General features: G+C 45.5%; 15 protein-coding genes. 11 read left to right on the top strand and 4 right to left on the bottom strand.

What is annotated here, in order from left to right; genetic code table 11:
• Positions 1–116 precede the first annotated feature (116 nt).
• The 6 genes from BS617_RS09010 (at position 117) to BS617_RS08985 (ending at position 16,591) form a co-directional block, all read left to right on the top strand.
• Entirely contained in the window at positions 117–1,385 is a 1,269-nt protein-coding gene (locus tag BS617_RS09010) for an efflux RND transporter periplasmic adaptor subunit (RefSeq protein ID WP_139303150.1), read from the top strand.
• Positions 1,382–3,517, top strand: a complete 2,136-nt coding sequence (locus BS617_RS09005; protein WP_075172493.1) for an efflux RND transporter periplasmic adaptor subunit — start codon at positions 1,382–1,384, stop codon at positions 3,515–3,517. Before BS617_RS09010 ends, BS617_RS09005 begins: the two co-directional genes overlap by 4 nt.
• 67 nt (positions 3,518–3,584) lie before the next feature.
• Positions 3,585–5,009, top strand: coding sequence for an efflux RND transporter periplasmic adaptor subunit (locus tag BS617_RS09000; protein ID WP_075172492.1), 1,425 nt, complete (start codon positions 3,585–3,587; stop codon positions 5,007–5,009).
• A gap of 68 nt (positions 5,010–5,077) precedes the next feature.
• Positions 5,078–11,539, top strand: a complete 6,462-nt coding sequence (locus tag BS617_RS08995; RefSeq protein WP_075172491.1) for a cadherin-like domain-containing protein — start codon at positions 5,078–5,080, stop codon at positions 11,537–11,539.
• Positions 11,536–14,760: an Hpt domain-containing protein gene (locus tag BS617_RS08990; protein ID WP_075172490.1), complete on the top strand. Its 3,225-nt coding sequence runs from the start codon at positions 11,536–11,538 to the stop codon at positions 14,758–14,760. Before BS617_RS08995 ends, BS617_RS08990 begins: the two co-directional genes overlap by 4 nt.
• Positions 14,761–14,851: 91 nt before the next feature.
• Complete coding sequence (locus tag BS617_RS08985) at positions 14,852–16,591, top strand: GGDEF/EAL domain-containing response regulator (RefSeq protein ID WP_075172489.1); 1,740 nt, start codon at positions 14,852–14,854, stop codon at positions 16,589–16,591.
• 29 nt (positions 16,592–16,620) lie between these two features.
• On the opposite strand, the gene BS617_RS08980 is transcribed toward BS617_RS08985, so the two are convergent.
• The 3 genes from BS617_RS08980 to BS617_RS08970 are packed head-to-tail and all read right to left on the bottom strand — an operon-like array spanning position 16,621 to position 19,734.
• The gene (locus BS617_RS08980) at positions 16,621–17,691 is read right to left on the bottom strand and encodes an ABC transporter substrate-binding protein (RefSeq protein WP_075172488.1); all 1,071 of its coding nucleotides are present in this window, start codon (positions 17,689–17,691) and stop codon (positions 16,621–16,623) included.
• The gene (locus BS617_RS08975) at positions 17,688–19,073 is read right to left on the bottom strand and encodes a sensor histidine kinase (protein ID WP_249263589.1); all 1,386 of its coding nucleotides are present in this window, start codon (positions 19,071–19,073) and stop codon (positions 17,688–17,690) included. The genes BS617_RS08980 and BS617_RS08975 overlap by 4 nt, the downstream gene beginning before the upstream one ends.
• Entirely contained in the window at positions 19,066–19,734 is a 669-nt protein-coding gene (locus BS617_RS08970; RefSeq protein WP_075172486.1) for a response regulator transcription factor, read from the bottom strand. The genes BS617_RS08975 and BS617_RS08970 overlap by 8 nt, the downstream gene beginning before the upstream one ends.
• A gap of 155 nt (positions 19,735–19,889) precedes the next feature.
• On the opposite strand from BS617_RS08970, the gene BS617_RS08965 reads away from it, so the two are divergent.
• From BS617_RS08965 to zapE, 5 genes are all read left to right on the top strand, one after another.
• On the top strand, positions 19,890–20,867 hold the full coding sequence (locus BS617_RS08965; protein WP_075172485.1) for a Bug family tripartite tricarboxylate transporter substrate binding protein: 978 nt from the start codon (positions 19,890–19,892) through the stop codon (positions 20,865–20,867).
• Positions 20,868–20,875: 8 nt separating this feature from the next.
• Entirely contained in the window at positions 20,876–21,316 is a 441-nt protein-coding gene (locus BS617_RS08960; RefSeq protein ID WP_075172484.1) for a tripartite tricarboxylate transporter TctB family protein, read from the top strand.
• Between the two features lie 11 nt (positions 21,317–21,327).
• Entirely contained in the window at positions 21,328–22,851 is a 1,524-nt protein-coding gene (locus BS617_RS08955; RefSeq protein ID WP_075172483.1) for a tripartite tricarboxylate transporter permease, read from the top strand.
• Between the two features lie 95 nt (positions 22,852–22,946).
• Complete coding sequence (locus BS617_RS08950; protein ID WP_075172482.1) at positions 22,947–23,966, top strand: AbrB family transcriptional regulator; 1,020 nt, start codon at positions 22,947–22,949, stop codon at positions 23,964–23,966.
• 119 nt (positions 23,967–24,085) lie between these two features.
• A complete protein-coding gene (gene zapE, locus BS617_RS08945) occupies positions 24,086–25,246 on the top strand; it encodes a cell division protein ZapE (RefSeq protein ID WP_075172481.1) in 1,161 nt (386 codons plus the stop codon).
• 15 nt (positions 25,247–25,261) lie between these two features.
• Here the strand turns inward: zapE and nhaD are convergent, their stop codons facing one another.
• Positions 25,262–26,506, bottom strand: coding sequence for a sodium:proton antiporter NhaD (nhaD, locus tag BS617_RS08940; protein WP_075172480.1), 1,245 nt, complete (start codon positions 26,504–26,506; stop codon positions 25,262–25,264).
• Between the last annotated feature and the right edge of the window lie 66 nt (positions 26,507–26,572).

Here is a 26,572-nt window from a genome sequence, read left to right as displayed (position 1 = left end):
TTAAGTAGTTTTGGTTTCTAATATTGTTCCGTTTTGTGCCGATACTATAAGTAACCTCGGTGCATTACGTGTGAGTTATGCATCATTATCCTTAAAGGCTTGTTGTAGGTGCGAAATTGTCGTCATTGACACAATGGTTAGAACTGGTTTGTAAGATGGTTCCTGATACTCAGAGTGCCGTGTTGCAGCACATTAGTGAGCAGGCCAACACAAAGCCTGTGTACTCATCGTGGCCTAACTCTAAAAAACCATCCGAAAAACTATTGGAGACTCTCGTATTTTCCTCTCAGAGAGGCGCCGTAGTGACGTCTTATTCGGACCCATACCTGATTGTATCTACTCATATTTCAACTCAGCAGGGGAACTATCCTTTTGCAATACGAGTAAAAGTGAAAGAAGACTCTGTAGAGGCGACTAAAAAATTAATTCAATGGTCCATTCGATGGTTGGCGGAGCTATTAAATCAAGCGGCAGATCCCTTAGCAGGGCCTAGCACAAAAACGGCAGTTGACTCTGTCAGTGATGCGTCGGTGCAAACGTCTTCTCTAGAGAACACTACCTCATCAAGCTCTTGGTACATCAGATGGAAATACGGATTGTTGGCACTTATCTGCTGCGCCATTTTAGTGTTTGTTCCGGTTAATTATCGTGTAGCGGTCGACACTGTAATTGAGGGCAAGGTGCAAATGGCTGTTGTGGCTCCGTTTGACGGTTATATTAAATCAGCGACTTTAAGTGCTGGTGATACCGTCAATGAAGGAGATGTGCTGGCGATGTTGGATGACCATCCACTTCGTTTAGAGCAATTGCGCCTTGAAAGTCAGTTGCAAGAGTATGACAAAGGTTACAGAAAGCATTTAGCGGGGCGCGACTATGGCCAAGCTAACGTAGCGAAAGCTAAACGCGATCAAGTCCAGGCGCAGCTTAACCAGGCATCTTTGCGCGTTGAGCAGGCTCAGCTTAAGGCGCCAATGTCAGGAATAATTATAAAGGGTGATCTCACCCGTCAGATAAATGCTCCTGTCGACAACGGCGATGTCTTATTTGAAATATCACCGCTTAATGCTTACCGAGCCATGTTGAGCGTAAAAGAAGCAGATATTCGTTTCATTAAAGAGGGACAGAGCGCTGAGCTTAAATTGGCGGCGCTGCCTAATCAGATTTTTACACTAACCTTGCTGCACGCAACGCCTTTGTTTGATGATCAAGACGGTGCGCCGGTGTATTTGGCTGAAGCACAACTGGAAGATGACGATTTAAATAATTTACGTCCCAATATGGAAGGGGTAGCGCGAGTCGAGGTTGGGAAAGCGCCCATTGGTTGGGTCTTGTTTCATCACTTTATTGATTGGTGCCGTATTCAGTATTGGCGGTGGCTACTATGACGGCGCCAGCGCCTCAGAATACGCTGTCCACGGGTTTGTTGTCTCGGTTAGCCGCCGCTAGTCTTTATGTGGCTAAAGAAGTGGAGTTCATCCCTCAAGCTTCGCACACTGACTATCCGTATCTACTCTATGTGAAAAACAGCGATGCTTATTTACGTTGCGCAGAGTGGGCACGTGAATTAATTGTCCGTTGCGATGGCGAAACACCACTCGCTTCTATACTCGCCACGTTGCCTGATACAGAGGTTGAGCACCATCGGCGCGACGTTGAGGATACTCTGAGTTTGTTAATAAGCATGGGGGTTTTGGCCATCGCCGATGAGGAAGACTCATCTTTGTCATGGTTGCAAAAATTGAAACAGCCCATGGCGGTTAAAGTTCCTCTTCATAATCCAGACCACTGGTTGGCGTTGTTAGGTCCACTCAGCCGCGTGATTTTTAGCCTCCCTTTTATGTGCTTTTTTGGGTTGCTCTTGCTTTATTCTGTGTCTGTTTTTGCAATTGAATGGTCAGCGATTACTTTGCACTGGGAAAGCCGGTTTTTTGACCCGAGCAATGCATTACTCATGATCTTAATTTACCCATTGATGAAATTTTGTCATGAGCTTGGCCATGGCCTAGCGGTGAAACGATTTGGTGGTCATGTCTATGAATGCGGTATTGTTTTTTTAGTGTTTATACCGTTACCTTATGTTGATGCATCATCCAGTTATCGTTTTCCACGCCGTCGCCAGCGCGTGATTGTTGGTTTGGCCGGTATGTTAATTGAGTTTTTTCTGGCCTTATGTGCTCTAAATCTCTGGGCTTATTCCTCAAGTGGTACTTTGATGTCTGATCTGTTGTTCGATGTGTTCTTTATCGGCACCTTTTCGACTCTCGTTTTTAATATTAACCCCCTTATGAAATTTGATGGTTACTACATACTGGCCGATGCGTTAGGCATTGATAATTTGAGTACGAAGGCTAAAAACTATGTTGGAGGCTTATTGGCGCGTTGGGTTTTAGGTTTGTCTGGCAGGGTCGAAAATTACAGCCGTAGAGAACAATACTGTTTTTTTATATACGGAATATTGTCGATACCGTATCGGTTATTTATCAGCCTGTGGATTACTCTGTATTTAAGTACTGTGTTTTTTGCGTTAGGTAGTTTATTGGCTCTGTATGTGCTGTTTCAGCAATTGTTGTTCCCGATTATCCGTGGCTTGAGTCGAGTCTATAAAGACGTAACACTACAGCAGCAACAAGCACGTTTTTATACGGTATTAGGTATCGTGGTTTGTTGTGTTTTTGTAGTGGGTTTTATTTTTCGCTTCCCGATTACGTTGCCCGCCTCGGGAATCGTGCTGCACGATAATAACGAGCGGGTTATAGCTAAAGCCAGTGGTGTTGCTCAGCGCCCATTGGTGCAAGCGGGTGATTGGGTTGAAAAAGGGCAAGCTATTCTCCAGCTAACTAACCCCGTTCTTCGTGAGCAGCAAACAAATTTAGAGGCGCAGTTATCCGGTTTAGAAGCGCGCTATGACCAATTTTTGTCTCAAGACCCGCTAGCGGCCGCCGATATGTGGGAACAAATAGCGAGTATGAAAAAACGTTTGGTTGAAGTCAGTGCTCAAGTCGACGCCCTTACGGTTACATCTCCAGCGAGTGGTTTTTTAGAAAAGGCGCGCTGGCAGGATATTTCCGGGCGTTATTTGGAAAGGGGAGAGGCCTTCGCTGCTGTATTTAATGCCAATAATGTGCAGATAACAACGGTCATTGACCAGGCGGATATCAACAAAATAAGGCATGGTTTAAAGAGCGTACACATTTTATTTGATGCCTTACCTAGCCGGTCGCTAACGGGGAAAATCGAGCGCATTGTCCCTGCGGCGGCCGACCAACTTCCATCAAAATACCTAGGCAGTTTAATGGGGGGCGGTATAGCGGTTGATGATCGTGATGCGTCGGGAACTCGCTTGTTAAGCAAGCATTTTATTGTTGATGTGCAGGTCGAAGCCGCTTCTGTTTCTGACTTGGATTTTAAGCCAATTAATGCACGAGTAAAATTTGAGTTTGAAAATGTCAGTTTGGCTAATCGTCTACTAGACTGGCTATATGTGAATCTTTTGCGTACATACGGTTGGGCTCTTTGAGTGTTAGTTTTGTAGTCAATGTCTTACGTGGTTGGGTTAAGAACGAGTGAATTTTTAAGGGACATTAATGAATTATAAAGAGCTATTCACAGGTTGGTTTTTTTATAGCGCCTCAGCAACGTTAATAAGTGCTGCCATAGTAGGCTCTAACTCTGCGTGGGCTTTGGATTTGCCTGCTGTGGACTGTGTGATTACTCCCAGTAAGTCGGTAGATTTAAGTGTGGCTACCTCAGGTGTGATCCGTCACATACATGCAGAGCGCAGTGAGCATGTTAAAGCTGGGCAGCTGTTAGTTGAGCTGAACTCCCGTGTGGAAGAGGCCAATTTAAACTTGGCTAAGTTAAAAGCGAACATGAAGGCAGAAATTTCGGCTGAGGAGATCAACCTTCGTTATGACCGCTTGCAAAATGAGCGTGTTCGTAATTTACAAGAAAAGAAGCTAGTGTCCGGTCAAAATATCGATGAATCAAAACGCTCTGAGCAAGTGTCGTACTGGCGCTTACAACAAGCCAAAGATACTTATGCTGTTCGCCAGCTAGAGTTAGAGCGAGCGGCAGCTCAGTTAGATAATACTCGCGTATTTGCACCCTTCGATGGTGTCGTGACACAGGTATATAAGTCAGAGGGCGAGTACGTTGAAGACAGCCCGGTTATGCAATTGGTACAACTTAATCCGCTGCATGTAGAAGCGGTGCTAGGCATGGAATACTTCGGCCAAATACATAACAACATGTTGGGCGATGTTTACCCAGAGACAAACCTAAATACACCTTACAGTGCGCATATAGAAGTGGTTGACCCCGTGGGGGACACGGCCAGTGGGACATTTGGTGTTCGGTTAACCATGGACAACCCCGGGAACCATATTGTGTCGGGCGTGAAATGCATTCTAAAGTTAAGTGATGCGCTTTACACCGAACCTAATAACTCCGAACAGGCGCCCAGTGATACAGCCTCTGCCAGCGAAGCCCCCTTAACGGACAGTGCTAAGCTTCCTGCTTCTGCAACATCCAGCGAAGAGTCGTCTAAAGAGTCAATGACGCAAAGCATTGAGCTGTCAGGTGGCGTAATACCTAGTTATAAGTTTGGCCCTTTTGCCAGCGACAAAGAGCAAAAAAAAGCCGCGCAAATAATCGAGTCTTATGGGTTTGATCCTCAACGTGTTGATGCGGATTTTGATTTTATTAAAGGTTATTTGGTGTTGTCGGCGGACAGTTATCGGCAACCATCTTCGCAGCTACTAGCTCAGTTTGGCCGTTTGGGGGTTAAAGATATGATGGTCATGCCACAAAAAACCTACCAAGGCCGTATTTCGTTTGGGGCATATAATGGCCCTCAAAGTGCCAATATGCGCCAAGCGGCATTGACGCGCATGGGTATTAAGTCCGAAGTGGTAGCGCGTACCGAAAAAGAATCAGCCACGTGGTTAGCAGTAGAGTCCATTAACGAAGCTAAACGAGAGGCTATTCTGCAGAAATTGGGTAGTTTATAAGCCTGCATTCCTCACTAGAGCTGACATGTAAGCTCTGTGCAGGGTGAGAAATAGAGGTGGTTGCGGCTATGATAAGTGATAGAAAACAGCGTTTAGTTCATAGAGCTTATCGTATAGAACGATTAGAGCCACGTGTGATGCTGTCTGCAGATCCGTTGGGCGTTGCTGACTCAGCCCTGGATTTATTAGTGCAGCAAACAGACAAGATCAACAACCCCGTTGATGTCGATTTGTTTGTTGAGGAGTTCGCGCAGAACCAGCACTCGCCCAATAACTCAGATTTAACCCATGACGACTTCTCTGGATTACTTGTTAGTGAAGCTGATACTTTGCTGGCAAGCGCCGATAGCTTTTTAGACCCCATAGATAAAACAGGCTCAGTTGAGCTTATTGTTATTGACGCGGGCGTTGAAAATCAGACTGAGCTGCTTAGCCAAATTACTTCTCATAACACGCCCAATGCCTACGAAATTGTCTATTTAAATGCTGATGAGAATGGCCTTGAGCAACTGTCATCTATCGTGACAAATTATGAAGAGATTAGTGCTATTCACTTACTTTCTCACGGTAATAGCACTGGCTTACAGCTAGGTAATAGCTGGGTTACGCAACAGACCTTAACTGAGCAGGCCGATCTGCTGGCTCAATGGGGGGCCTCTGTTACCGAAAACGCTGATCTACTAATATACGGTTGTGATTTACTATCAACAGATGGTGGCGTGGCTTTTGCTGAGCTTTTCCAGCAGTTATCTAGCATGGATGTGGCTGCCAGTGATGATACAACAGGCGCAAGTGATTTAGGTGGCGATTGGCACCTTGAACGATCATTTGGTGCGGTTGAAGCCGTTAGTTTACAGCTGAATGACGATTGGTCATCTACATTGGCGGCACCTTCAGTCGGCCTTATTCTGGCCACTTCTGATGACATTGATGACTCCGAGGTTAATGGTTTGGAAGCATGGGAAGCCGGTGATGTCCTCAGCTTATCGGGCCCTAATTTGAACTTTGGTGATGACTCCGATGGTACGTTAAGTGTTTATTTTTCGTTATCCAATTTAGGTGATGGTGATGTCACCATTTCGGGGCTGCATTATGTTACTTCGTATGTCACTGTGGGGACCGACAGCAGTGGTGACCCTGTCACGTTGATGCCCGGTGATTTACTGTTTTCGACAGCTGACGATGAGAATTTCGATGATGTAGCTGTCAAGAAAAAAGACATTGCTCTCTTTAGGCCTGACACCCCAGGGGATTACACCAGCGGGACCACCTCTGTGTTACTGGATGACCTGACCAGTAAAGATCTTTTTGATTTTGCTCTTATTGAAAAAACAGTAACCGTAGCGGGTGTGACTTTAAATGCAGGTGATTTGGTTTTTAATGATAGCGATGATAAAAATGGAGAAATTCAAGCCCTAACCATCGAAACCGTAGGTGAGGATAATACAAGCTATAGCAATAATTTTGTGCTCTTCGATTCAGGAGATGCTTTTTCGACAAGCACGGCTATTCGCGGCATTGAGGTGATCCAAGAAGATATCACGTTGGGAGGGGCGAATTTTACGGCAGGTCAAATGCTCTTCTCCTTTGAAAAAAATGAAAGCACTTTACTGGGTTTGATTCCTACGATCAGAGCCACCGATATTTATGCTCTGGATGCTACATCATCGACCAGTGGAACAGCAACCCTTGCATTCGACGGTTCAGATATTGAATTGGATGACCAAAAAGAGTCGCCCGATTCTATAGCACTCATCCCATATTATAATGACCCTGTCGGTGCACCAACGGTAACGGGTAATACGGTCGAAGGGGACGTACTATCGGCCGATTTGTCAACGATGTCTGACGACGATGGGATAGCCCCAGAGCAGGTTAACTATCAATGGCAAGTATCAACGGATGGCTCTACTGGCTGGAGTGATATATCCGATGCAACCGAATCGACGTTATCCTTATTAGAAGAATACGCTAATCAATATATACGTGTAGAGGTTTCCTATATTGATCAACGAGGCCAATCCGAAGGACCTATCTACAGTGATGCTAGTGCTCAAATAGCCGCGTTAAACGATCCTCCGACAGTCTCTTTGACTCCACGAAACCCTGTGTTTTGGGAGGGAGATAGCCCAGTAGCCTTGTTTGCAGATGCCAACGTGGATTTAGGAGAGAGCTTTGATTCGGTAGCGGCGTTTACATTCAGCCTAACCAATGTTGTGGATATAGGCTCCGAGAAGCTAAGTTTTAGTGGCTACGATATTATATTAACGGGTGGAACTGCTGGCAGTATTGCGTCAGCGGATTTTAGTTATGCCTATAATGTTTCGTTGGTCGGTGGGACCGCGACAATAAACTTTACGGCCTCTGGAGTATCGGGGAGTGAATTGGCCGATGCCTTAAATGGACTTACCTATGAGAATACAAGCTCAGGCCAAACCGATGCCACTAAAGTGTTCACCTTTGAGTCTTTACAGGACTCTGGTGGAACCAGCAACGGCGGTACTGATACGATAACCCCCAATATAGTATCGACAATCACACAAAACTCAGTTAACTCGGCACCCACTAGTAGCGGCCCTGTGGTTCTCAATAATACTGAAGAGGATAATTCGTTAGAGATTAGTCGAGCTGATCTTGCACAAAATACTACCGATCCTGAAGGTACATTGTTAGACGTACGTGACTTAACTATCTCGATAGGTGGGGGTAGCCTGCTCGATAACGGCAATGGGACCTGGTCTTATACTCCCGCTACTGACTACAACGGACCTGTCGAACTTTCTTATACTGTTTCTGATGGTGCAAACGACATTTCAACCTCTGCTTCATTTGAGGTGACTGCCGTAAACGATAAGCCAGAGAGTACGGTTGTTGTATTATCCCCAATTGTCGAAGACAGTGGCGCCCGTACGATTAACCAAGAGCAACTATTGGTTAATACGACGGATGTTGATAGCGCTGCATTTACGGCAAGTGCACTGATTATTACTTCAGGTAGCGGAAACCTAAACGATAATGGCGATGGCACTTGGAGTTACACGCCGGCCGCAAACGATAACGGTACAATTGAATTTAGCTACACCATTAGTGATGGTACCGATGACATTGTTAATACCGCCTCGTTAGAGATTACGCCGCAAAATGATGCGCCAACCAGTACATCGGCTACGTTAGCTCCCATTCTAGAGGATAGTGGCACTTACACAATTACGCAGGATGATTTGTTAGTAGGTTATGCCAATGATGTGGATGGTGACAGCCTTACGGCTAGCGATTTATTGATTATCGAAGGTAATGGTAGCCTTGTAGCTAATGCTGATGGGACATGGGACTACACACCGACTACGAACGATAATGGTACGATTCTTTTTAGTTATACCATCAGCGATGGAACTGATAGCGTCGTTAATACCGCCTCTTTGGACATTACGCCGGTTAACGATGCGCCCACCAGTACCCATGTTACTTTGTCGCCAACCAATGAAGATGACAGTGGTTTAGTTTTCCATAAAAACGAGCTTACAAGCAATGCCAGTGATGTGGAGACTACTGATAACCGAGACTTATTAGTTGAAAACTTTGTTATCGATTCTCCCGAGTGGGGCAATGTATATCGGGTAGGCAATCTTTTTTATTTTAATAGTGCAGAGAATTACAACGGGTTGGTAACGTTTAGCTACACCATCAGTGATGGAGATAAAACCACTGAAGGTACAGCGAGTATTTTTGTAAACCCTGTAAATGATGCGCCCGTTAGCACTCCCGCGACGCTTACTCCCATCGATGAAGATAGCGGTGTTCGTGTGATCACCCAAGATGATTTATTATCCGGTTATGCCAGTGACGTGGATGGCGATAGCCTAACCGCTAGCGATTTATTGATCACCGAAGGTAATGGCAGTGTGGTAGCTAATGCTGACGGTTCATGGAACTACACACCGGCTGCTGATGATAATGGCACTATTAGTTTTAGTTACACCATTAGTGATGGAACCGATAGCGTCAGTAATACAGCCACACTCTATATTATCCCAGTGAATGATGCGCCGGTCAGCACGCCTGCCACGTTAGCGCCGATAAACGAAGACAGCGGTGTTCGTGTGATCACCCAAGATGATCTATTAGCCGGTTATGCCAGTGATGTGGATGGCGATAGCCTAACCGCTAGCGATTTACTGATCACCGAAGGTAATGGCAGCTTGGTAGCTAATGCCGACGGTACATGGAACTACACGCCGGCTGCTGATGATAATGGCACTATTAGTTTTAGTTACACCATTAGTGATGGAACCGATAGCGTCAGTAATACAGCCACGCTCGATATTATCCCTGTGAATGATGCGCCGGTCAGCACGCCTGCCACGTTAGCGCCGATAAATGAAGACAGTGGTGTTCGTGTGATCACTCAAGATGATTTATTAGCCGGTTATGCCAGTGACGTGGATGGCGATAGCCTAACCGCTAGCGATTTATTGATCACCGAAGGTAATGGCAGTGTGGTAGCTAATGCCGACGGTACATGGAACTACACACCGGCTGCTGATGATAATGGCACTATTAGTTTTAGTTACACCATTAGTGACGGAACCGATAGCGTCAGTAATACAGCCACACTCTATATTACCCCAGTGAATGATGCGCCGGTCAGCACGCCTGCCACGTTAGCGCCGATAAATGAAGACAGCGGTGTTCGTATGATCACCCAAGATGATTTGTTAGTCGGCTATGCTAGTGATGTGGATGGCGATAGCCTAACCGCTAGCGATTTATTGATCACCGAAGGTAATGGCAGCTTGGTAGCTAATGCCGACGGTACATGGAACTACACACCGGCTGCTGATGATAATGGCACTATTAGTTTTAGTTACACCATTAGTGACGGCGCGGCTAGCACGAGCAATACGGCGACTCTGGTGGTCAACCCATTAAATGATTTGCCAGTGAGTACGCCGCTAACCTTAAACCCCATTAATGAAGACAGTGGCGTACGCATTATCACTCAAAATGAATTGTTAGCGAACGCTAGTGATATTGATAGTGTGGGTCTTGTGGTAAGTAATCTAGCGATAACGCAAGGAGAAGGTCAGCTCGTCAGCAATGCGGATGGCTCTTGGAGTTTTGTGCCTGCTGAAAACTATAATGGCCGTGTTTCGTTTAGTTATTTGATCAGTGATGGTACCGGCAGTATTACTAATACAGCTAGCGTAATGGTTACCCCTGTCAATGACGTGCCCGTGGGTTCAATAACACTGGTGGGACAGCCTGTAGAGAATACGACAGTCACCATTGACGACCGGTTATTCGATGCCGATGGAGTGACGAATCTCAGTTATCACTGGTTACGTAACGGCGTTTCCATTGGCGTCATTGGTGATAGTTATACATTGGTAGATGCTGACGTTGGGCAATCTATTCAAGTAGAGGCTCGGTACATTGATGGCTTGGGTAACAGTGAACGTTTCTTGAGTGATGAATTACGTGATATCGCAAATGTTAATGACCTGCCAATGGGTTCGTTTGAGGTGGCAGGTGATTTAGTTATTGGCTCAGTGCTAACAGCAAATAGCCAAATTGCAGACGAAGATGGCTTAGGTGACTTTAGTTATCAATGGTACCGCAATGGAGAAATGATCACAGGTGCTAATCAGCCAAGCTATACATTACAAAGTTCAGATGCAGGGCAACAGTTTTCAGTAGCGGTAAGTTACGTGGACGGTTTTGGCACCGCTGAGTTGGTCGTCAGCGCCAACACTGATGCTATCACCGAAGGCGACAGCATAGCCCAGCCCCCCGTAGTTACAGAACAAACTGAAGAACTGGCTGAACTGGTTATGTCCCCAGTGGCGCCTGTTGAAGCGTCCGAAACTTCGGCGGCAAAAACAGAGATTACGGCCACTGAATCAGCCGATAGCAATGACGAGGTGAGCGAAGAACAATCGTCAAATCAGGCAGGTGCGGATGTGCAAGACCCGTCTTTGGTTCCATCAAATGAAGGGGGGCGTAGCTCCGCTGTGGCTGCGCAATTATTAACCGATGAAATAGAAGTGGTTGGCCAAGTGACATTATCCGAATTGGCTAACGCAAAGATCAACATACTCGCGGTAGAAGTCGGCAAACAAATAGCGTTGAGTAATCAACTGCAGCAGAGTTGGGCGCAATTATCTGATCCGATGATGTTAATGAAGTCAGAGGGGTTAATGCAGAGTTTAGATACCATGAATAACCAGGTGGCTGAGCAACTGGCTTTGGATAAAATGGTCGTGGGTGGTGGTATCGCCGTATCTTCTGGTTTATCAATAGGTTATGTAACATGGTTACTACGTAGTGGCGTGCTTTTATCAAGCGTTCTGTCGTCGCTGCCAGCGTGGCGCTTTATCGATCCATTGCCTGTGTTATCGGGGTTAGGTGCAACGGATGTAGACGCAGGTGACAACACCTCTCTAGAAGATTTAGTAAAAGAAGCACCAGAAACGGCTGTAGGATCAGATGATCTAGATGCCCAGCATACAGAAGGCGAGACGCCGAAGTGATAGAGCGCATTTTTGGAAAGCAAAGTTCAATAGCGCGTATTGCTATTGGCCAAATCAGCATTGTTATTAGTATGGTAATGGTCGCCGCTTTATTGGGGCTTTTTCCCGATGTATCTAATTCGACTAGATTGCACCGAGTTACCTTAGCTGAAACCATTGCGGCTAACGGTTCAATTTTTATTACGCGCTCTGATTTACAACGAATGAATGCCACTTTAGAGGTAACTGTATCCCGCAATGAAGAACTACTCAGCGCTGGTGTACGACGAAAAGATGGACGGCTCATGGTAGATGTTGGTGACCATTCTCAAGTATGGGAGCCTCTAGAAAATGATATTTCCAGTGATACTGAAATTATGGTGCCCATATGGGAAGGGGCAACTCAATGGGGGCAGATTGAGCTACGATTTACGCCCATAGAACACGAAGGCATCATTGGGTTCTTATATAAGCCTGTGGTTTTATTCACGCAGTTCTTGGCCTTGGGGTGCTTTGTACTATTTTTTTGGTATTTGCGTAGGATGCTCAAACAGCTGGATCCATCGCAGGCGATCCCTGATCGCGTAAAATCGGCACTCGATACCATGGCTGAAGGTTTGTTGGTCATGGATGTAAAACAAAATATCGTTTTGGCAAACCATGCATTTGCCACGTTAAGTAACATGCCCGCTGAAAAGTTAGTGGGTGTAAAAGCGGATATTTTTCCCTGGAGCCTACCTGAGGATGCCGAGTTTTCTGATTTACCTTGGTCACGCGCATTAGCGTCTGGTGATCCGCTGATCAATAGCATCGTTAAGCTAGAATTGCCTGACCAACCTAAACGAACCTTTATGGTGAACTGCTCTCCCGTGCTTTTGCCTGGCGGAAAAGTGGGCGGGGTTTTGGTCAGTTTAGATGATGTGACAGCCTTAGAAGAAAAAGAAATAGAATTGCGTCGTTCTAAGGATGAAGCGGAGCAAGCAAACCGAGCTAAAAGTGATTTCTTGGCTAACATGAGCCATGAAATCCGAACGCCGATGAATGCTATTCTTGGCTTTACTGAATTACTGCGACGTGATCGAAATGGACTAGAACCCGATCAGCAAAAGCACTTGAATACGATATCTTCAAGTGGTGAGCATTTGTTAAATCTGATTAATGATATTTTAGATTTATCAAAAGTAGAGTCGGGCCACTTAGATGTGGAATCGATCGACTGCAAGCCAGCACAGCTGATCCAGCAAGTGCTACAGGCCATGAAGGTGAAGGCAGATGAGAAGGGCCTAGCCTTAATTTTTGAAGCTGACACAGCGCTACCCTTACAAATCTTGACTGACCCAGGTAGGGTGCGGCAGATCCTTACCAATTTAATTGGTAATGCTATTAAGTTCACTGACACAGGTAGTGTGACCGTGAACGTTAGTGTGCTCAATAATGCAGTACCACAATTAAAAATATCGGTGAATGACACTGGTATAGGGATGACTGAGCAGCAAGTAAACTCAGTATTTGATCCATTTGTTCAAGCCGATAGCTCTATTACCCGTCGATTTGGCGGAACGGGGCTTGGTTTATCAATTAGCCAAAAATTCGCACATGCTTTGGGTGGGGATATTGAGGTTAGCAGTGTGATGGGGCAGGGCAGTTGCTTTGCTTTAATTTTAGATGTGGTAGTGGCTGATGATGCTATCATTGAATGGATTCAGCCAGAGCAAGTATTGGTCAGTTTAGACGATACGTCACATCAAGAAGGAACGCGCTGGCAATTTAAGCCTGCCAACATTTTGGTGGTGGATGACGGTAATGAAAACCGTGAGTTGCTGCAATTGGTATTAGAAGACTACGGTTTTACCATTACTACGGGTATTCATGGTCAGGAAGGGCTTGAGAAGTCGTTGGCCGAGTCGTTTGATGTGATTTTGATGGACGTTCAAATGCCTGTCATGGACGGCTATACAGCCGTAAAAGCGATGCGTGAAGCGGGCTTAACCCAGCCTATTATCGCGCTGACCGCTCATGCAATGAAAGGAATAGAAGCTCGCTGTTTAGAGGCCGGTTATAGTCACTATATGACCAAGCCGATCAATATTGATGAGTTGTTAGCCACATTAGCTGATTTGTTGGGTGCAACCCAATCTGACGCAATTGATACACTGGTAGAAACTAACACTAACACCGCTACGCCTGAGCAGGTGAGCCAACCTACAGCATTATCGGGATCAATGACGCCTTTGATCTCTACGTTAGCTACTCATGAGCGCTTTGCCGGTTTAATTAAACGGTTTACCGATAAGTTACCAAGCCAAGTGTCAGCAATGGAGCATGCGTTAAATACTCACCGCTTTGATGATCTAGCTGATTTAGCGCACTGGCTAAAAGGCTCTGCTGGTAGTGTTGGCTTTGCAGACTTTACCGAACCGGCTAAAGAGTTAGAATTAGCAGCAAAAGCTAAAGATTACTCAAATGCGAATGCGCACCTAGAGAAAATTTCTGTATTAGTTAAGCGCGCTAAAATGGGTGTTGGGTCCGTTTCCGAACAAACTGCGCCAGTTTCGACAAATCACAACATAGCTAAGACTCCCATAAAGACAGCGGGGCTTGCTAAAACGCATCCTAAATATCAAGCAATCAGCCATCAAGTAACGCAAAGGCTGCAGGAGCATATGCTCCTCATGCATGCTGGGTTAGAAGCACATAATAGTGAGCCACTTAAAGAAGGGGCTGTCTGGATACTGAGTACAGCGAGTAGCTTAGGATATGCAGATCTGATTCAGCACGCAGAAGATTTAAAACGCGCGGCTGACGCCGATAACCGAGAAGGTCAAATTCAAGCGTTTATGCACCTGAAATCCAGTGTCCTTAAGTTAGATGGTGTTGACACGCAGCATCTGATTGATGCACTAAAACTTACCGATGATAACGTCGGTGAAAATGAGTTAGCCCATAAAATTCATTCCAGCTTATTAGCTAAGAATGAAAAATTCAGACCCATTGTGGAACGATTTGTTACGCGCTTGTCTGAGCAGGTTGGCTTAATGCAATCGGCACTGGCTGAGCAAGACTTTAAGTCGCTAGCTGAGCTTGCTCATTGGTTAAAAGGATCGGCAGGTAGTGTTGGTTTTGATGAGTTTACAGAACTTGCTGAAGAGTTAGAAAACTGTAGTAAGAGTCGTGATGAGAAAGCCGCAGAGCACGCATTATCGATGATAGCTCACATGGCTAAGCATATTGATCTAGACTAGTACTATAGTTGTAGAATAATTCTTTTTTGACCTAACAGGCTTAACCAGCCGAATTACGGTTAGGACGCGCTACAAGATATTGAGGTAGGTAATGGTGGCTGAACAAGGAACCGTTTTAGCGGATTCTTTTATAATGATGGTCGATGATGAACCCATCATGTTAGATCTTATTCAAGTTTTCCTTGAAGACGCGGGCTGCGAGCAATTTATGGGCTTGAGCGAGTCGACTCAGGCCGTAGAACAAGTGACTAATAATCAGCCAGACGTTTTATTACTCGATTTAGTCATGCCGGAAGTGAACGGTTTTGAGGTACTTCGCAGTTTGCGTAACCAACCAGAAACCAAGCATCTCCCTATCGTTGTGCTGACTTCTTCTAGTGATGGACCAACAAAGTTAGAAGCTCTTGAGTTAGGTGCGACTGATTTTTTAGCTAAGCCCGTTGACCCCAGTGAACTGGTTTTGCGAGTTCGCAATATATTAACTGTTAAAGCCTATCAAGATCAGTTGGCTTACTATGATGCGTTGACGGGGTTGCCTAATCGTATTCTATGCCGTGACCGTTTATCAGCGGCGTTGAGCGCTCCGTGCGCTGACGATAGTCGTTCAGCAATTTTAGTACTGCGCTTATCCGGCTTTAAACGAATCAGTGACAGTTACGGTTCTCGTATTGGAGATGCGTTACTTAAAGCGGCCTCTAAACGTTTAATAAATACCTTGATGTCGATCGATTTTTTATCGACAGAAAATGTTGCTGACGTTCAGCGATTAGTGGCGCGCATTGGTGCCGAAGAGTTGGCTGTATTGGTCCATGATGTAGGCACACCAGAGAATGCATCGTTTATTGCCGAACAGCTCGTTAATGCATTTGAACGTGCTTTTCAAATCGACACCTTTGAACTTTTTATGAACATTAGTATTGGTATTTCGTTAGCCAAAGATGATGGTGATGATGCTGATACATTATTGAAAAATGCTAGCTATGCCGCCGACTTCCTTGCAGAAGAAGGCGTGAGCCATATTAACTTCTACAGTGTAGAGGCCAATGAAGACTTAAAAGAACGCGTGGATCTTCAGCAAGATTTGAGAAAGGCGTTACAGACTAATGAAGAATTTTTCTTGCTCTACCAGCCTCAAGTTGATGCTCAAACGGGTGTGGTTAAAGGGGGAGAAGCGCTGGTACGTTGGCGTCATCCGGTCAATGGTATAGTGCCGCCTTTTCTCTTTATCCCGGTAGCGGAGCAATACGGTTTAATGGTCGCGCTAGGAGAATGGATATTTAGACGTGCTTGTACACAGGCAGCGCAGTGGCAGCAAGAGGGAATGAAGGACGTTTCCATATCTATTAATGTATCTGGAAAACAGTTTAGTGCCCCCAATTTTGTTGATTTTGTAGCCCAGTGCCTTGCCGAGACTCAAGTTGACCCTTCGGGCATCATCATAGAGCTGACAGAGAGTTTGGCAATGGATGATGCGGCAGCAACCATAAATTTATTGCATGAGCTTAAGTCGTTAGGTTTGCAGATATCCGTAGACGACTTTGGTACCGGCTATTCATCGCTCAGTTATCTTAAGAACTTCCCATTGGATGAGCTTAAAATAGATAAAGCGTTTGTCGATGGCTTACCTAACGATAAGGGCGATCAAGCGATCACCTCTGCCATTATAACAATGGCGAAAAAGCTGAGTTTTAAAGTGGTAGCAGAAGGGGTTGAGCACAAAGAGCAGGCAGACTACCTCGCGCAGGCCGACTGCGATTTAATCCAGGGATACTACTTTTCTAAACCGATATTACCCGAAGAGTTCATGTCGTTTTATCGAGAACATTCTTAGGGTGGTTCAGGCATTTCAAAAAACGCTTCTCAAGGGATTACTGCATCGTAGAGCATCGTATTGCTCCACTCGTTGATGAAGCGTCTTTGTTTGAGTTGGTCTAAATACACCATCAATGCAGGCCCGAGAGGGATGGGCTTAAAGCGTAAAGGATAGTCCTGAGTCAGTTTGCCGCTGGTAAAGGGGCCTTGTGCTTGCGGGTGCAACGCAATTAAACCGCTGTCATCTGCGATAATTTGCTGCCCTTCAATGGACAGCAGAAAGCGTAAAAATGCCTTAGCATTGGTTGGATTAGGCGCCTGCTTTGTAATAAAGGCGACGCGACTCATGACCAAGGTGTAATCTTGCGGGAAAATTACCCCAATATTAGGGTCGGTTTCGGCATGTTTCATTACGTAAGAGCCTAATAGATTGTAACCTAGCACTGATTGGCCATTGGAGAGGTTTTCGATGATTTGGCTGGTACAGCAATGCAGGTGGGTGACCACTCGGCCTAAATTTTCTTTTAAGCGGCTACTAATACTTGAGTTAATTTCGTCCTGCGAAGCAAATAAGTAACCAACACCGGAAAGGCGTATATCGTAAGAGTCCACCCTGTTAGTGTAAAACTGGGTGTGGTTGCGTAATGAAAGCGCTAATTCCTCATGGGTTTCAGGAGGAATCAATCCAGTGAATGCTGCTTTATTGTAGGCAATAACGACGGGTTCGAAGGTGAAGCCAAAAGCTTCGTTTCTCCAGTTTGCCCATTGAGGGAGTGCTTGCGTTACTGGGTCGGTGAATGCCTGAGCATAACCGTCATTCACTAATTTGATTTGTAAGTCCATCGCAGAGCTAATAACTAAATCGGGCATTTGCTCTGACGTTAAATGTTGAATGCTATGGTAAAGCTCGCTCGTTTGATATTCCTGATAATCGACGGTGATGTGTGGCATGCGTTGTCGAAACGCAGCAATCACAGGCTGGATAGCTTCGGTGTCAGTCGCACTGAAGATAATGAGTTTTTCTTGGGTATTGCCATCCGTTAGCGCGCTGACAGGTGTGGTTGTCAAAAAATAGCTCAATAAGATAAGTAACCCTGTTTGGCGAAGTCTTACTATCATGATGCAGTGCTCTTGGGCAGTTGAATCGTCACCGTTAATCCGCCTCTTGCGTTAGTCGACAAAGTCAGTATTCCATTATGAGCTTGGACAACCGTTTCTACTATGGCTAGCCCTAATCCAGACCCCGTTGTTTTTTGAGATAGCCGAGTAAATCGTTGCAGTGCTTGGCGGCGCATGTATGCCGGAATACCGGGGCCAGAATCATCGATTTGGATAATAAATTCAGCCGCCGTTTTATGAGTTAAAACGATATCGATATGGTTGTTGGGTGGTCCGTATTTGATGGCGTTGTCGAGCAGGTTCTTGATAGCTTCACGTAGGCTTATGTTGTCACCTAGTAATTTACAATCTGCTGCATCGGCGTGGTATGAAAACTCAATATCAGTATGGGCATGGTCGCGTACTACCTCTGTTAAAACGCTTTGCATGAGTATATTGATATCAATGATTTGCGGCTCTTGGGTGTCACTACGATGGGTGACCAGTGCATGAGCTAACAATTGATTGGCTAAACGCGTTAGTTGTTGTAGTTGATCCTTTATTTTCTTTAAACGTGCTGACATCTCGTGGGGATCGTCTGTTTGCAGTGCAATGTCGAGTTGTCCTTGTAATCCACCTAAGCTACTGCGAATTTGGTGCGAGGCATCAGCGATAAATACTTTCATGGTATCTAGGTTGTTAATGAGCTGCTGCTGATAGCTATTAATGGCGTCAACCAACGGTGCTATTTCGTGAATCGGTGTGGCTTCTAAATTATGGTGTTGAGTGGCGCTGTGCGATTTTAGTTTTTGTGACAGCGTACTTAAAGGCTCTAAGGCTCGCCTTACCCCTAACCAGACAAGTATTAATGTGAGCAACAGGATGCCTAGCAAAGTGGCTATGGCGCTATAAAATATTTCGTCGGCTAGCTCTTGTCGGGCTAATCGGGTTTGGCCTAGTTTGATAGTGACCCAGCCATGAGCTTCGGGTGCGATGAGACGTTTGCTTTGTGCAACTAAACTAAGGGCTTCGCCGCGGTAATTTGCGGTATAAAACTCAGGTTCGTTGTGTGGGCGATAATCGTTAGGGGAGGGGATGTTTTTATGCCCAGTAAGGTGCTGTCGGTTATGGTCAATGACTTCATAGAACACTTTATCACTGGGCGCTAATTCAAGCATGGAAAGTGCCGCGTAGGGTAGGTCTAAATCAATTTGCCCGTTGCTGACGGTGACACGTTCTAAAATGGACAAGCTAGCGCTGTTGAGTAGCCTATCAAAAGAGATGTCAGCCGCTCGGCGAGCGTAATCCCATACGCCAGCACTGAGGATTACAAACACTAACGTCATTAGCAGAGCGGTGCGTACAATCAGTTGCTGACGTAATGAATAACCCGCTTTAGTCATCGATATGCCCTAAATAACCGAGTCCACGAATAGTCTTTATTAATAACGATGAATTGGCGAGTTTTCTTCGTAAGCGAGTTAACGTTTGCTCAATAGCGTTAGGTGTGTGTGCTTCGTCAAATGTGTACAAACGGTTGGCTATTTCTTCTTTCGTTAGTACGCGGTCTAAATTATTTAGAAAAAGCTCCAGTAGCTGCACTTCGCGTAAGCGTAATTCGACGAGCTCGCCGTTCACTGTGACTTGGTGTGTCGCTAAATCAAATACGAGATTTCCGCAAATCAGGGCGTTGCTGGCTTCGCCTCGTTCACGACGAAGTAAGGCACGGCAACGGGCTGCTAGCTCACGAAAGTCGATGGGTTTTACCATGTAATCATCTGCGCCTAAATCTAAGGCGCTTACCCTATCATCGATTTCGGCACGTGCAGTAAGGATGAGTACCGGTATTGTTTTTCCTTTACTGCGTAACGATTGCAATAGCTGGTAACCACTACGCCCGGGTAGGTTTATATCTAAAATCAACAGGTCAAAGTCATCCCAGGATAGCGTGCGTTCGGCTTGCTCTACCGAAATAGTCCAATCCAGTGGATGGCCTATTTGACGGAAGTATTCTTGGGTGGCGTCTGCCAGTGTTTCATTGTCTTCTATGAGGAGTATTCGCATCCGCTAAGCATATCGGGGCCGATAAATTGCGCAATCTCTTTGTTATTTTTTCTGTGCTTGTCAGGTAGCTGTCAGCTTGAAGGATTATATTTCATGGGCGCTAAGAAGCGCCTATAAAACTAACAACAAAAAATATCTATTCTGGAGATGCTCCCATGAAGTTAAAACTTCACGCGCTAGCGATAGCGGCTGGTCTAGCAACGGCTATGAATGTTATGGCTTACGAACCTTCAAAACCTGAATGTATTGCACCGGCTAAACCGGGCGGTGGTTTCGATTTGACGTGCCGTATCGTATCTAACGGCTTTAAGGAAGCGGGTATTACCGACATCCCTATGGCGGTTACATTCATGCCAGGCGGCGTGGGTGCAGTGGCTTATAATTATATCAATTCAAACCGTCGTGATGATGGCAACGCTTTAGTGGCTTTTAGCTCTGGCTCGTTGTTGAACATTGCTCAGGGCAAATTTGGTCGTAAGTTAAGTGAAGATGATGCCCGTTGGGTAGGCGCGGCGGGTGTTGATTACGGCGCCGTTATTGTTAAAGCTGATGCTCCTTGGAATACATTAGCTGAGTTAGTGGCTGATGTTAAAAAAGATCCGACTAAATATGTATTGGGCGCTGGTGGTGGTGTTGGCAGCCAAGATTGGATGAAAGCCGCTATTTTGATGAAATCGTCTGGTGTGGATCCAAAATCAATGCGCTATGTTGCCTATGAGGGCGGTGGTGAAGCAACAGCGGCGTTACTGGGCGGACATATTCAAATTTATCCGGGTGATGTGGGTGAAATGGTTGGTCAGCTAGAAGCTGGCAAACTTAAAATGCTAGCGGTAATGGCTCCTGAGCGTTTAGAAGGTGAGTTTGAAGCCATTCCTACTGCCAAAGAGCAAGGCTATGATGCTGAGTGGACTATTCTACGTGGTTTTTATCTAGGCCCAGACGTGTCTGACGAAGCTTATGATTACTGGGCTGCCCAGTTTGATAAAGCGTATGAGAACGAGGCCTTCTTGCAAACGGTACAAGATAAAGGGCTTATTCCTTTCAAAATGTCGGGTGATGAGTTCGACTCATATGTTAAAAGTCGCGTAGGTTATATGCGTGATCTTGCAAAAGAAGCTGGCTTAATTAAGTGAGACTAGGCATGTATGACCGCATTTTTGCGGGTGCATTGCTGCTGCTGTCCGGACTGATTGTCTGGGCAGCGCTTAAGCTAGATGTACCCTTCCAGTACGAGCCTTTAGGCCCTAAAGCGTTTCCAGTAATTTTGGGTGTGATCTTAGCCATCACATCTGTGTGGCTACTTATTAAACCCAGTAAGAATGATTGGCATCCTTCCAAAGAGATCTTGGGGAAAATCCTAGCAGGTCTTGTCCTAATGACCGTTTATGCCGCTTTGTTTGAGCATGCAGGCTTTATTGTGGCGACATTCATTGTCGGTGGTGTATTCAGCTGGTTATTTGGCGAAAAGCCGATTCGCGCTGGCGTTTATGCACTGGTAATGAGCGTGGTTAGCTACTTCTTGCTGTCTTCTTTGTTGCAGCTCAATGTTCCTTCTGGCACTTGGTGGGCCGGCGTCTTCTAGGGAGTTGATCGATGGATGTTTTAAGTTATTTAGCGACCGGATTTTCCGTGGCGCTGCTCCCGCTCAACCTTTTATTGGTTTTGATGGGATGTTTTATTGGCACCTTGATCGGTTCTTTACCGGGGATCGGTCCTATTAACGGTGTTGCTATTTTATTGCCACTGGCTTATGCCTTAGGTTTGCCGCCTGAATCAGCATTAATATTGTTGGCAGGTGTTTACTACGGAGCCGAGTATGGTGGCCGGATCTCAAGTATTTTGTTGAATGTCCCAGGGGATGCGGGCGCGATTATGACAACGCTTGATGGTTATCCGCTTTCACGCAAAGGTGAGGGTGGTCGAGCATTGGCGTTATCAGCGGTGAGTTCGTTTGCTGGGAGTATGGGCGCCTTACTTTTAATGGTATTCACGGCTCCGCTTTTAAGCCAATTGGCGATTAAGTTTGGTCCATCTGAATACGTTTGGTTAATGGTTTTTGCCTTTACGTGCTTAGCGACTATGGTGGGTAGTCGTCCCGTTAAAACGTTGGTAGGGGTGGTTATTGGCTTGCTTTTAGCGACTGTAGGGATCGATTCAGGTACAGGCGTTTTACGTTTTACAATGGGTATCCCCAATTTCTTCGATGGCATCGACTTTTTAGTGGTTGTTATTGGGATGTTTGCTATCAGCGAAGTGTTTGTTCTTCTGGAATCTTGGGCACGTAATGATCTGAAAATAACACCTGTGGGTAAAAGCTTTGTGACCTTTGCTGACTTAGTTGCGGTTAAATGGGTTGTATTGCGCTCAACGCTATCGGGCTTCTTGATAGGGGTCTTACCAGGTACGGGGGCTTCTATTGCCAGCGCCGTTGCCTACGGTACCGAAAAACGGTTTGCTGAGGGTAAAGACGAGCACTTTGGTGAAGGTGATATCCGCGGTTTAGCGGCACCAGAAGCGGCTAACAACGCATCTGCTGCGGGAGCCATGGTACCTATGTTGACGTTGGGAATACCGGGTAGCGGAACCACCGCTATTTTGCTGGGCGCACTCATGATGTTTAACATTACACCTGGGCCACTATTGTTTGAGCAACGTCCTGAAATTGCTTGGGGCCTAATTGCATCGATGTTTGTGGGCAATATCGCGTTATTAGTCATGAACTTACCAATGATCGGTTTGTTTGTTCGCTTGTTGTCTATTCGCCAAGCTTACTTGGTTCCTGTAATCGTGATGCTTACCTTTATTGGTATCTATTCGATTCACGGTGATAGTTTTGATTTGTTCTTTATGGTGGTGCTGGGCGTTATTGGCTTTATCCTTCGTAAGCTTCACTTCTCATTGGCTCCAGTTATCTTAGGGCTTGTGCTAGGCGAGGTATTGGAAGAAAACTTACGTCGTGCATTGTCAATTAGTGGAGGCGATTGGAACATTTTACTCAATGGGCCAATGACCTATGGTTTAGCGGTTGCTACGGTGTTAGCTATTGTTGCTCCTCTGTCCATGCGCGTGCTTAAGAAGCGTAAAACGATGGCTACTGCTGCCGAAGTGGATGAGTAGTTTGTTGTAAAGGTTCTGTCGTTTTCTGCCTAGCAGGAGATTTTTGGGGTGGCCTTTGGTTGCCCCTTTTTTTGGTTTAAGGAGATTAGCTCAGTATGTGGTTAATCATTAGGACACTGTTTATTGGTGTTTGCGGGGCGTTCCTAGCTCATCTTGTTGGTTTGCCATCGGCGTGGCTAGTCGGGGCGCTGATTTCTGTTGTAGTGGTCGCGATCAGTGGCATTAAAGTCGCTATGCCTAAGTCAACCTCGTCAATGGTCAGTTTGTTTTTGGGTATATCTGTTGCGCTTAACATCGAAGCTGATTTGATTGATCAACTCATCTACTGGGGACAGTCCGCCGTGTTGATGTGCGGTATGATGGTTGCGTTACTGGCAGTGACCTACCGTTATTATGCCCGTTTACCGGGCTGGAAAATGAATGAGGCTCTCTTTTGTGCGGTGCCGGGTAACTTAGCGATAATGTTGGCCATGGCACAAGATACTAATGCAAATGTGCGTCGTATTGCACTGACTCACAGCGTTCGTTTGTTGTTTCTTGTTTTTTTGGTTCCTCTTTTCTTACCTCTTGCCGAACGTGAAGTTACCCTTAGCGGCTTTTATATTGAGCATCCAGAACAAATGATAGCCACGGTGTTTTTAGCCGTTATCCTGGGCTGGATTTTGGGTAAAGTACGAGTTCCGGCAGCCATGCTGGTTGGGGGGATTGCCGCAACACTCATTTTGAAACTGAGCTTTGGGTGGCATTGGAAGTTTCCGGAAATGATGCTTCTCACTCTACTGGTGTTTTTGGGCTGTGCGATCGGGTCTCGCTTTGATGGTTTGGTGCTAAGAGAGGTTATTCCAGAACTAAAAGCGGCAATGGGCGGCTTGATTATTACACTCATTATTTCCGGGAGCTTTGCGGCTATTTTGCATTATTGGAATGATATTCCTTGGACGCAAGCAATGCTGGCTTATGCACCTGGAGGAATGGAGGTGATGGTCGCTATAGCGATGAATCAAGAGGTGGATGCTTTATTTGTTGCAACCCATCAAATGTTTAGGATGTTAACCATGAGTATGGTTATACCTGTGCTGATGTATTGGTTGGATAAGAAGCGTACCCTCACGTGATTTTGCGATCATCGCTGAAACGATGATACCATCAATGAAAAGCCCTGTTTCCCGCAGGGCTTTTTAGTTATACACCTGCACCTTAATGAAAATTAGTCTCTCTTGGAAGATTAGGGTATATGCCAGCCAGCCCATTAACCGTGTTTGAAGCACAGCTGTTAAAAAACAACTTTGCACGTGACCCCGTTCAATTAGCTGCCGTGAAGCGGTTGGACGACATTCATAAAGAGTTAACACTCCCGCCTAAAAGAAAGGGTTTGTGGGGTGCGACTCCTCCTGTAAAGGGGCTTTATATGTGGGGCGATGTGGGCCGAGGTAAAACGTTCCTTATGGATTTGTTTTACGATAGCTTGCCTGAAAAGGGAAAGTTACGGATGCACTTTTATCAATTTATGATGCATATCCATGCTGAAATGAGGCTGGTGAGTGGTCAGAAGAACCCTTTAGACGTTGTCGCGCGGCGTTTAGCTAAACGGTGCCGTGTTTTATGCTTTGATGAGTTTTTTGTCACCGATATTGGTGATGCCATTTTGTTGGGAGGTTTATTGAAAACCTTATTTGAAAGTGGTGTCACATTAATTACAACGTCTAACATCCCTGTGCGTTTGCTATTTATGGATGATTTACACAAGCATAAATTTGACCCAGCCCGGGCATTATTACAAGAGTACATGCATGAGTTTCATTTAGACGGTAAGGAAGACCATCGCCTACGGCATATGGAGTTAAAAAAGACGTTTTTTAAAACGCATGAAGTACTACCCGATGCACTGTTTGATCAGCTTAATCAGAATGCGTCTTACGAAAAAAACAGCGCTTTACTCATTAATCATCGACAAATGAGCCCTCAGCGGTATTCGGATCAGGTCGTTTGGTTTGATTTTAACGATATATGCTCAGGCCCAAGGGCGCCGCAAGATTATGTAGAGCTGGCGAACAAATTTTCCACGATATTGATTACTGGCGTACATGCTTTAGGTGGAGAAATACGAGACTGGATTAAAGCGCGTGGCACGGAGGACGGCAGTGGCGAGCCAACTGAGACAGGCAATAGAGTGGTAAAATATGCGCGTTTAGACGACGCTGCGCGCCGGTTTATTGCCTTGGTTGATGAGTTATATGATCGGCGTGTTAATTTGTATCTAGTAGCAGACGTAGCCTTTGAAGACCTTTATGGGGGCGGGGCGCTAAGCTTTGAATTTGCACGAACTCATAGCCGTTTGATCGAGATGCAGTCTCTCGAATATCTCAATCAAACGCCTATTAATAACGCTGTATAACGCGTCTTTATTGCGCTAGCTGTAGAGCCATTGGCCCATGAGTAAGCTACCGACATAACCAACGCTGTAGCAAAGCAAGAGTAAAAAGCTGTACTTCATATAACGGAAGAAGCTTAGGCCGTTCACTTTACTCATAGCGACTATACCAGCCGCAGAACCTATCACTAACAAGGAGCCGCCTACGCCAACAGCGTACGTTAGGGATAGCCATTGCGCAGGGTTCATCATAATGCCTGCTTTTAGCAAAGCAGCGGTTAATGGCACGTTATCTACTAAAGCTGACAGTAACCCTAGGAAGTAATTGGCTAGTTCGGTTGGTAGTAAATCGTAAATTTTTACCATCTGATCAAGTACGCCAATATCTTTAAGCATACCTACCAGTAACAAGATGCCTAAAAAGAAAAGTAGTGTGTCGTATTCTATGAGCCGCACATAGTCGAGCAAGCTTTCACGCTTTTCATCTCGGTATAAAATTTGTCCCAGCAAGAACATTACCGATAAACCGAAGAGGAACGTAAGTACAGGAGGAACACCAGCTATCAGGTTTAAGAGAATGGTGGCTAAAATAGTGCATAAAAATAGAGCCGCAATACCGAGGCCCGTTTTATCGTATTCTACGCTTTTTCTCTGTAAAACAACGATATTGTTCGAGCCAATACTTAACAGGCTTGCTAGTAATAAGACACTGCAAAAGGAAGGGATACTGAGCCATAACAAGTTATCAATTGATGCTTTTCCTTCTAGGAAAATCATCAAAGTAGTGACGTCACCTGTGATTAAGGAAACTCCTCCCGAGTTAACAGCAAAGACCGATAGCACCGCTAATCGCATGGTTCGATTTTTAGGTAGGCCCAGTGACATGACTAACGTGATCGATACTAAAGTGGCGGTGATGTTGTCTGATAATGATGAAAACACAAATGCGAAAGCAGCGACTAAAAAGGTTACACGGCGCTCTGAAACCTGCTTTGGTAAACAACGGTGTATGATCGATTCAATTAGGCCTTTTTGGTTGAGGAAAGCCACAAAGGTCATAGCGGCCATTAAGAACAGCCACAGCGAAGCTATCTCCATAAGGTTTTCACCTAGAGCCTCGTTGAGAGACTCTGGGCTTGCACCGTGGGGCGGCGACAAAAATAAGATTAACCAAGCCAACGTACCAAAAAATAGAGTAGTTTTGGCTTTATTGATATGAGTGACTTCTTCGAGTGCTATGAACAAGAAGGCTGCCAATGCGATGAGCAGGAGCAAGATGGTCATGGAAAGTATGATCCAAAATTATTGTTAAGGTTGAACAAAAAAGGCCCTTTTATTTTTCCTGAGTCG

It is taken from the genome of Neptunomonas phycophila (genome assembly GCF_001922575.1).
Classification (GTDB): domain Bacteria; phylum Pseudomonadota; class Gammaproteobacteria; order Pseudomonadales; family Balneatricaceae; genus Neptunomonas; species Neptunomonas phycophila.
The sequence above is the reverse complement of the archived record's forward strand: the minus strand, read 5'-3'. Positions and strand labels throughout refer to the sequence as shown.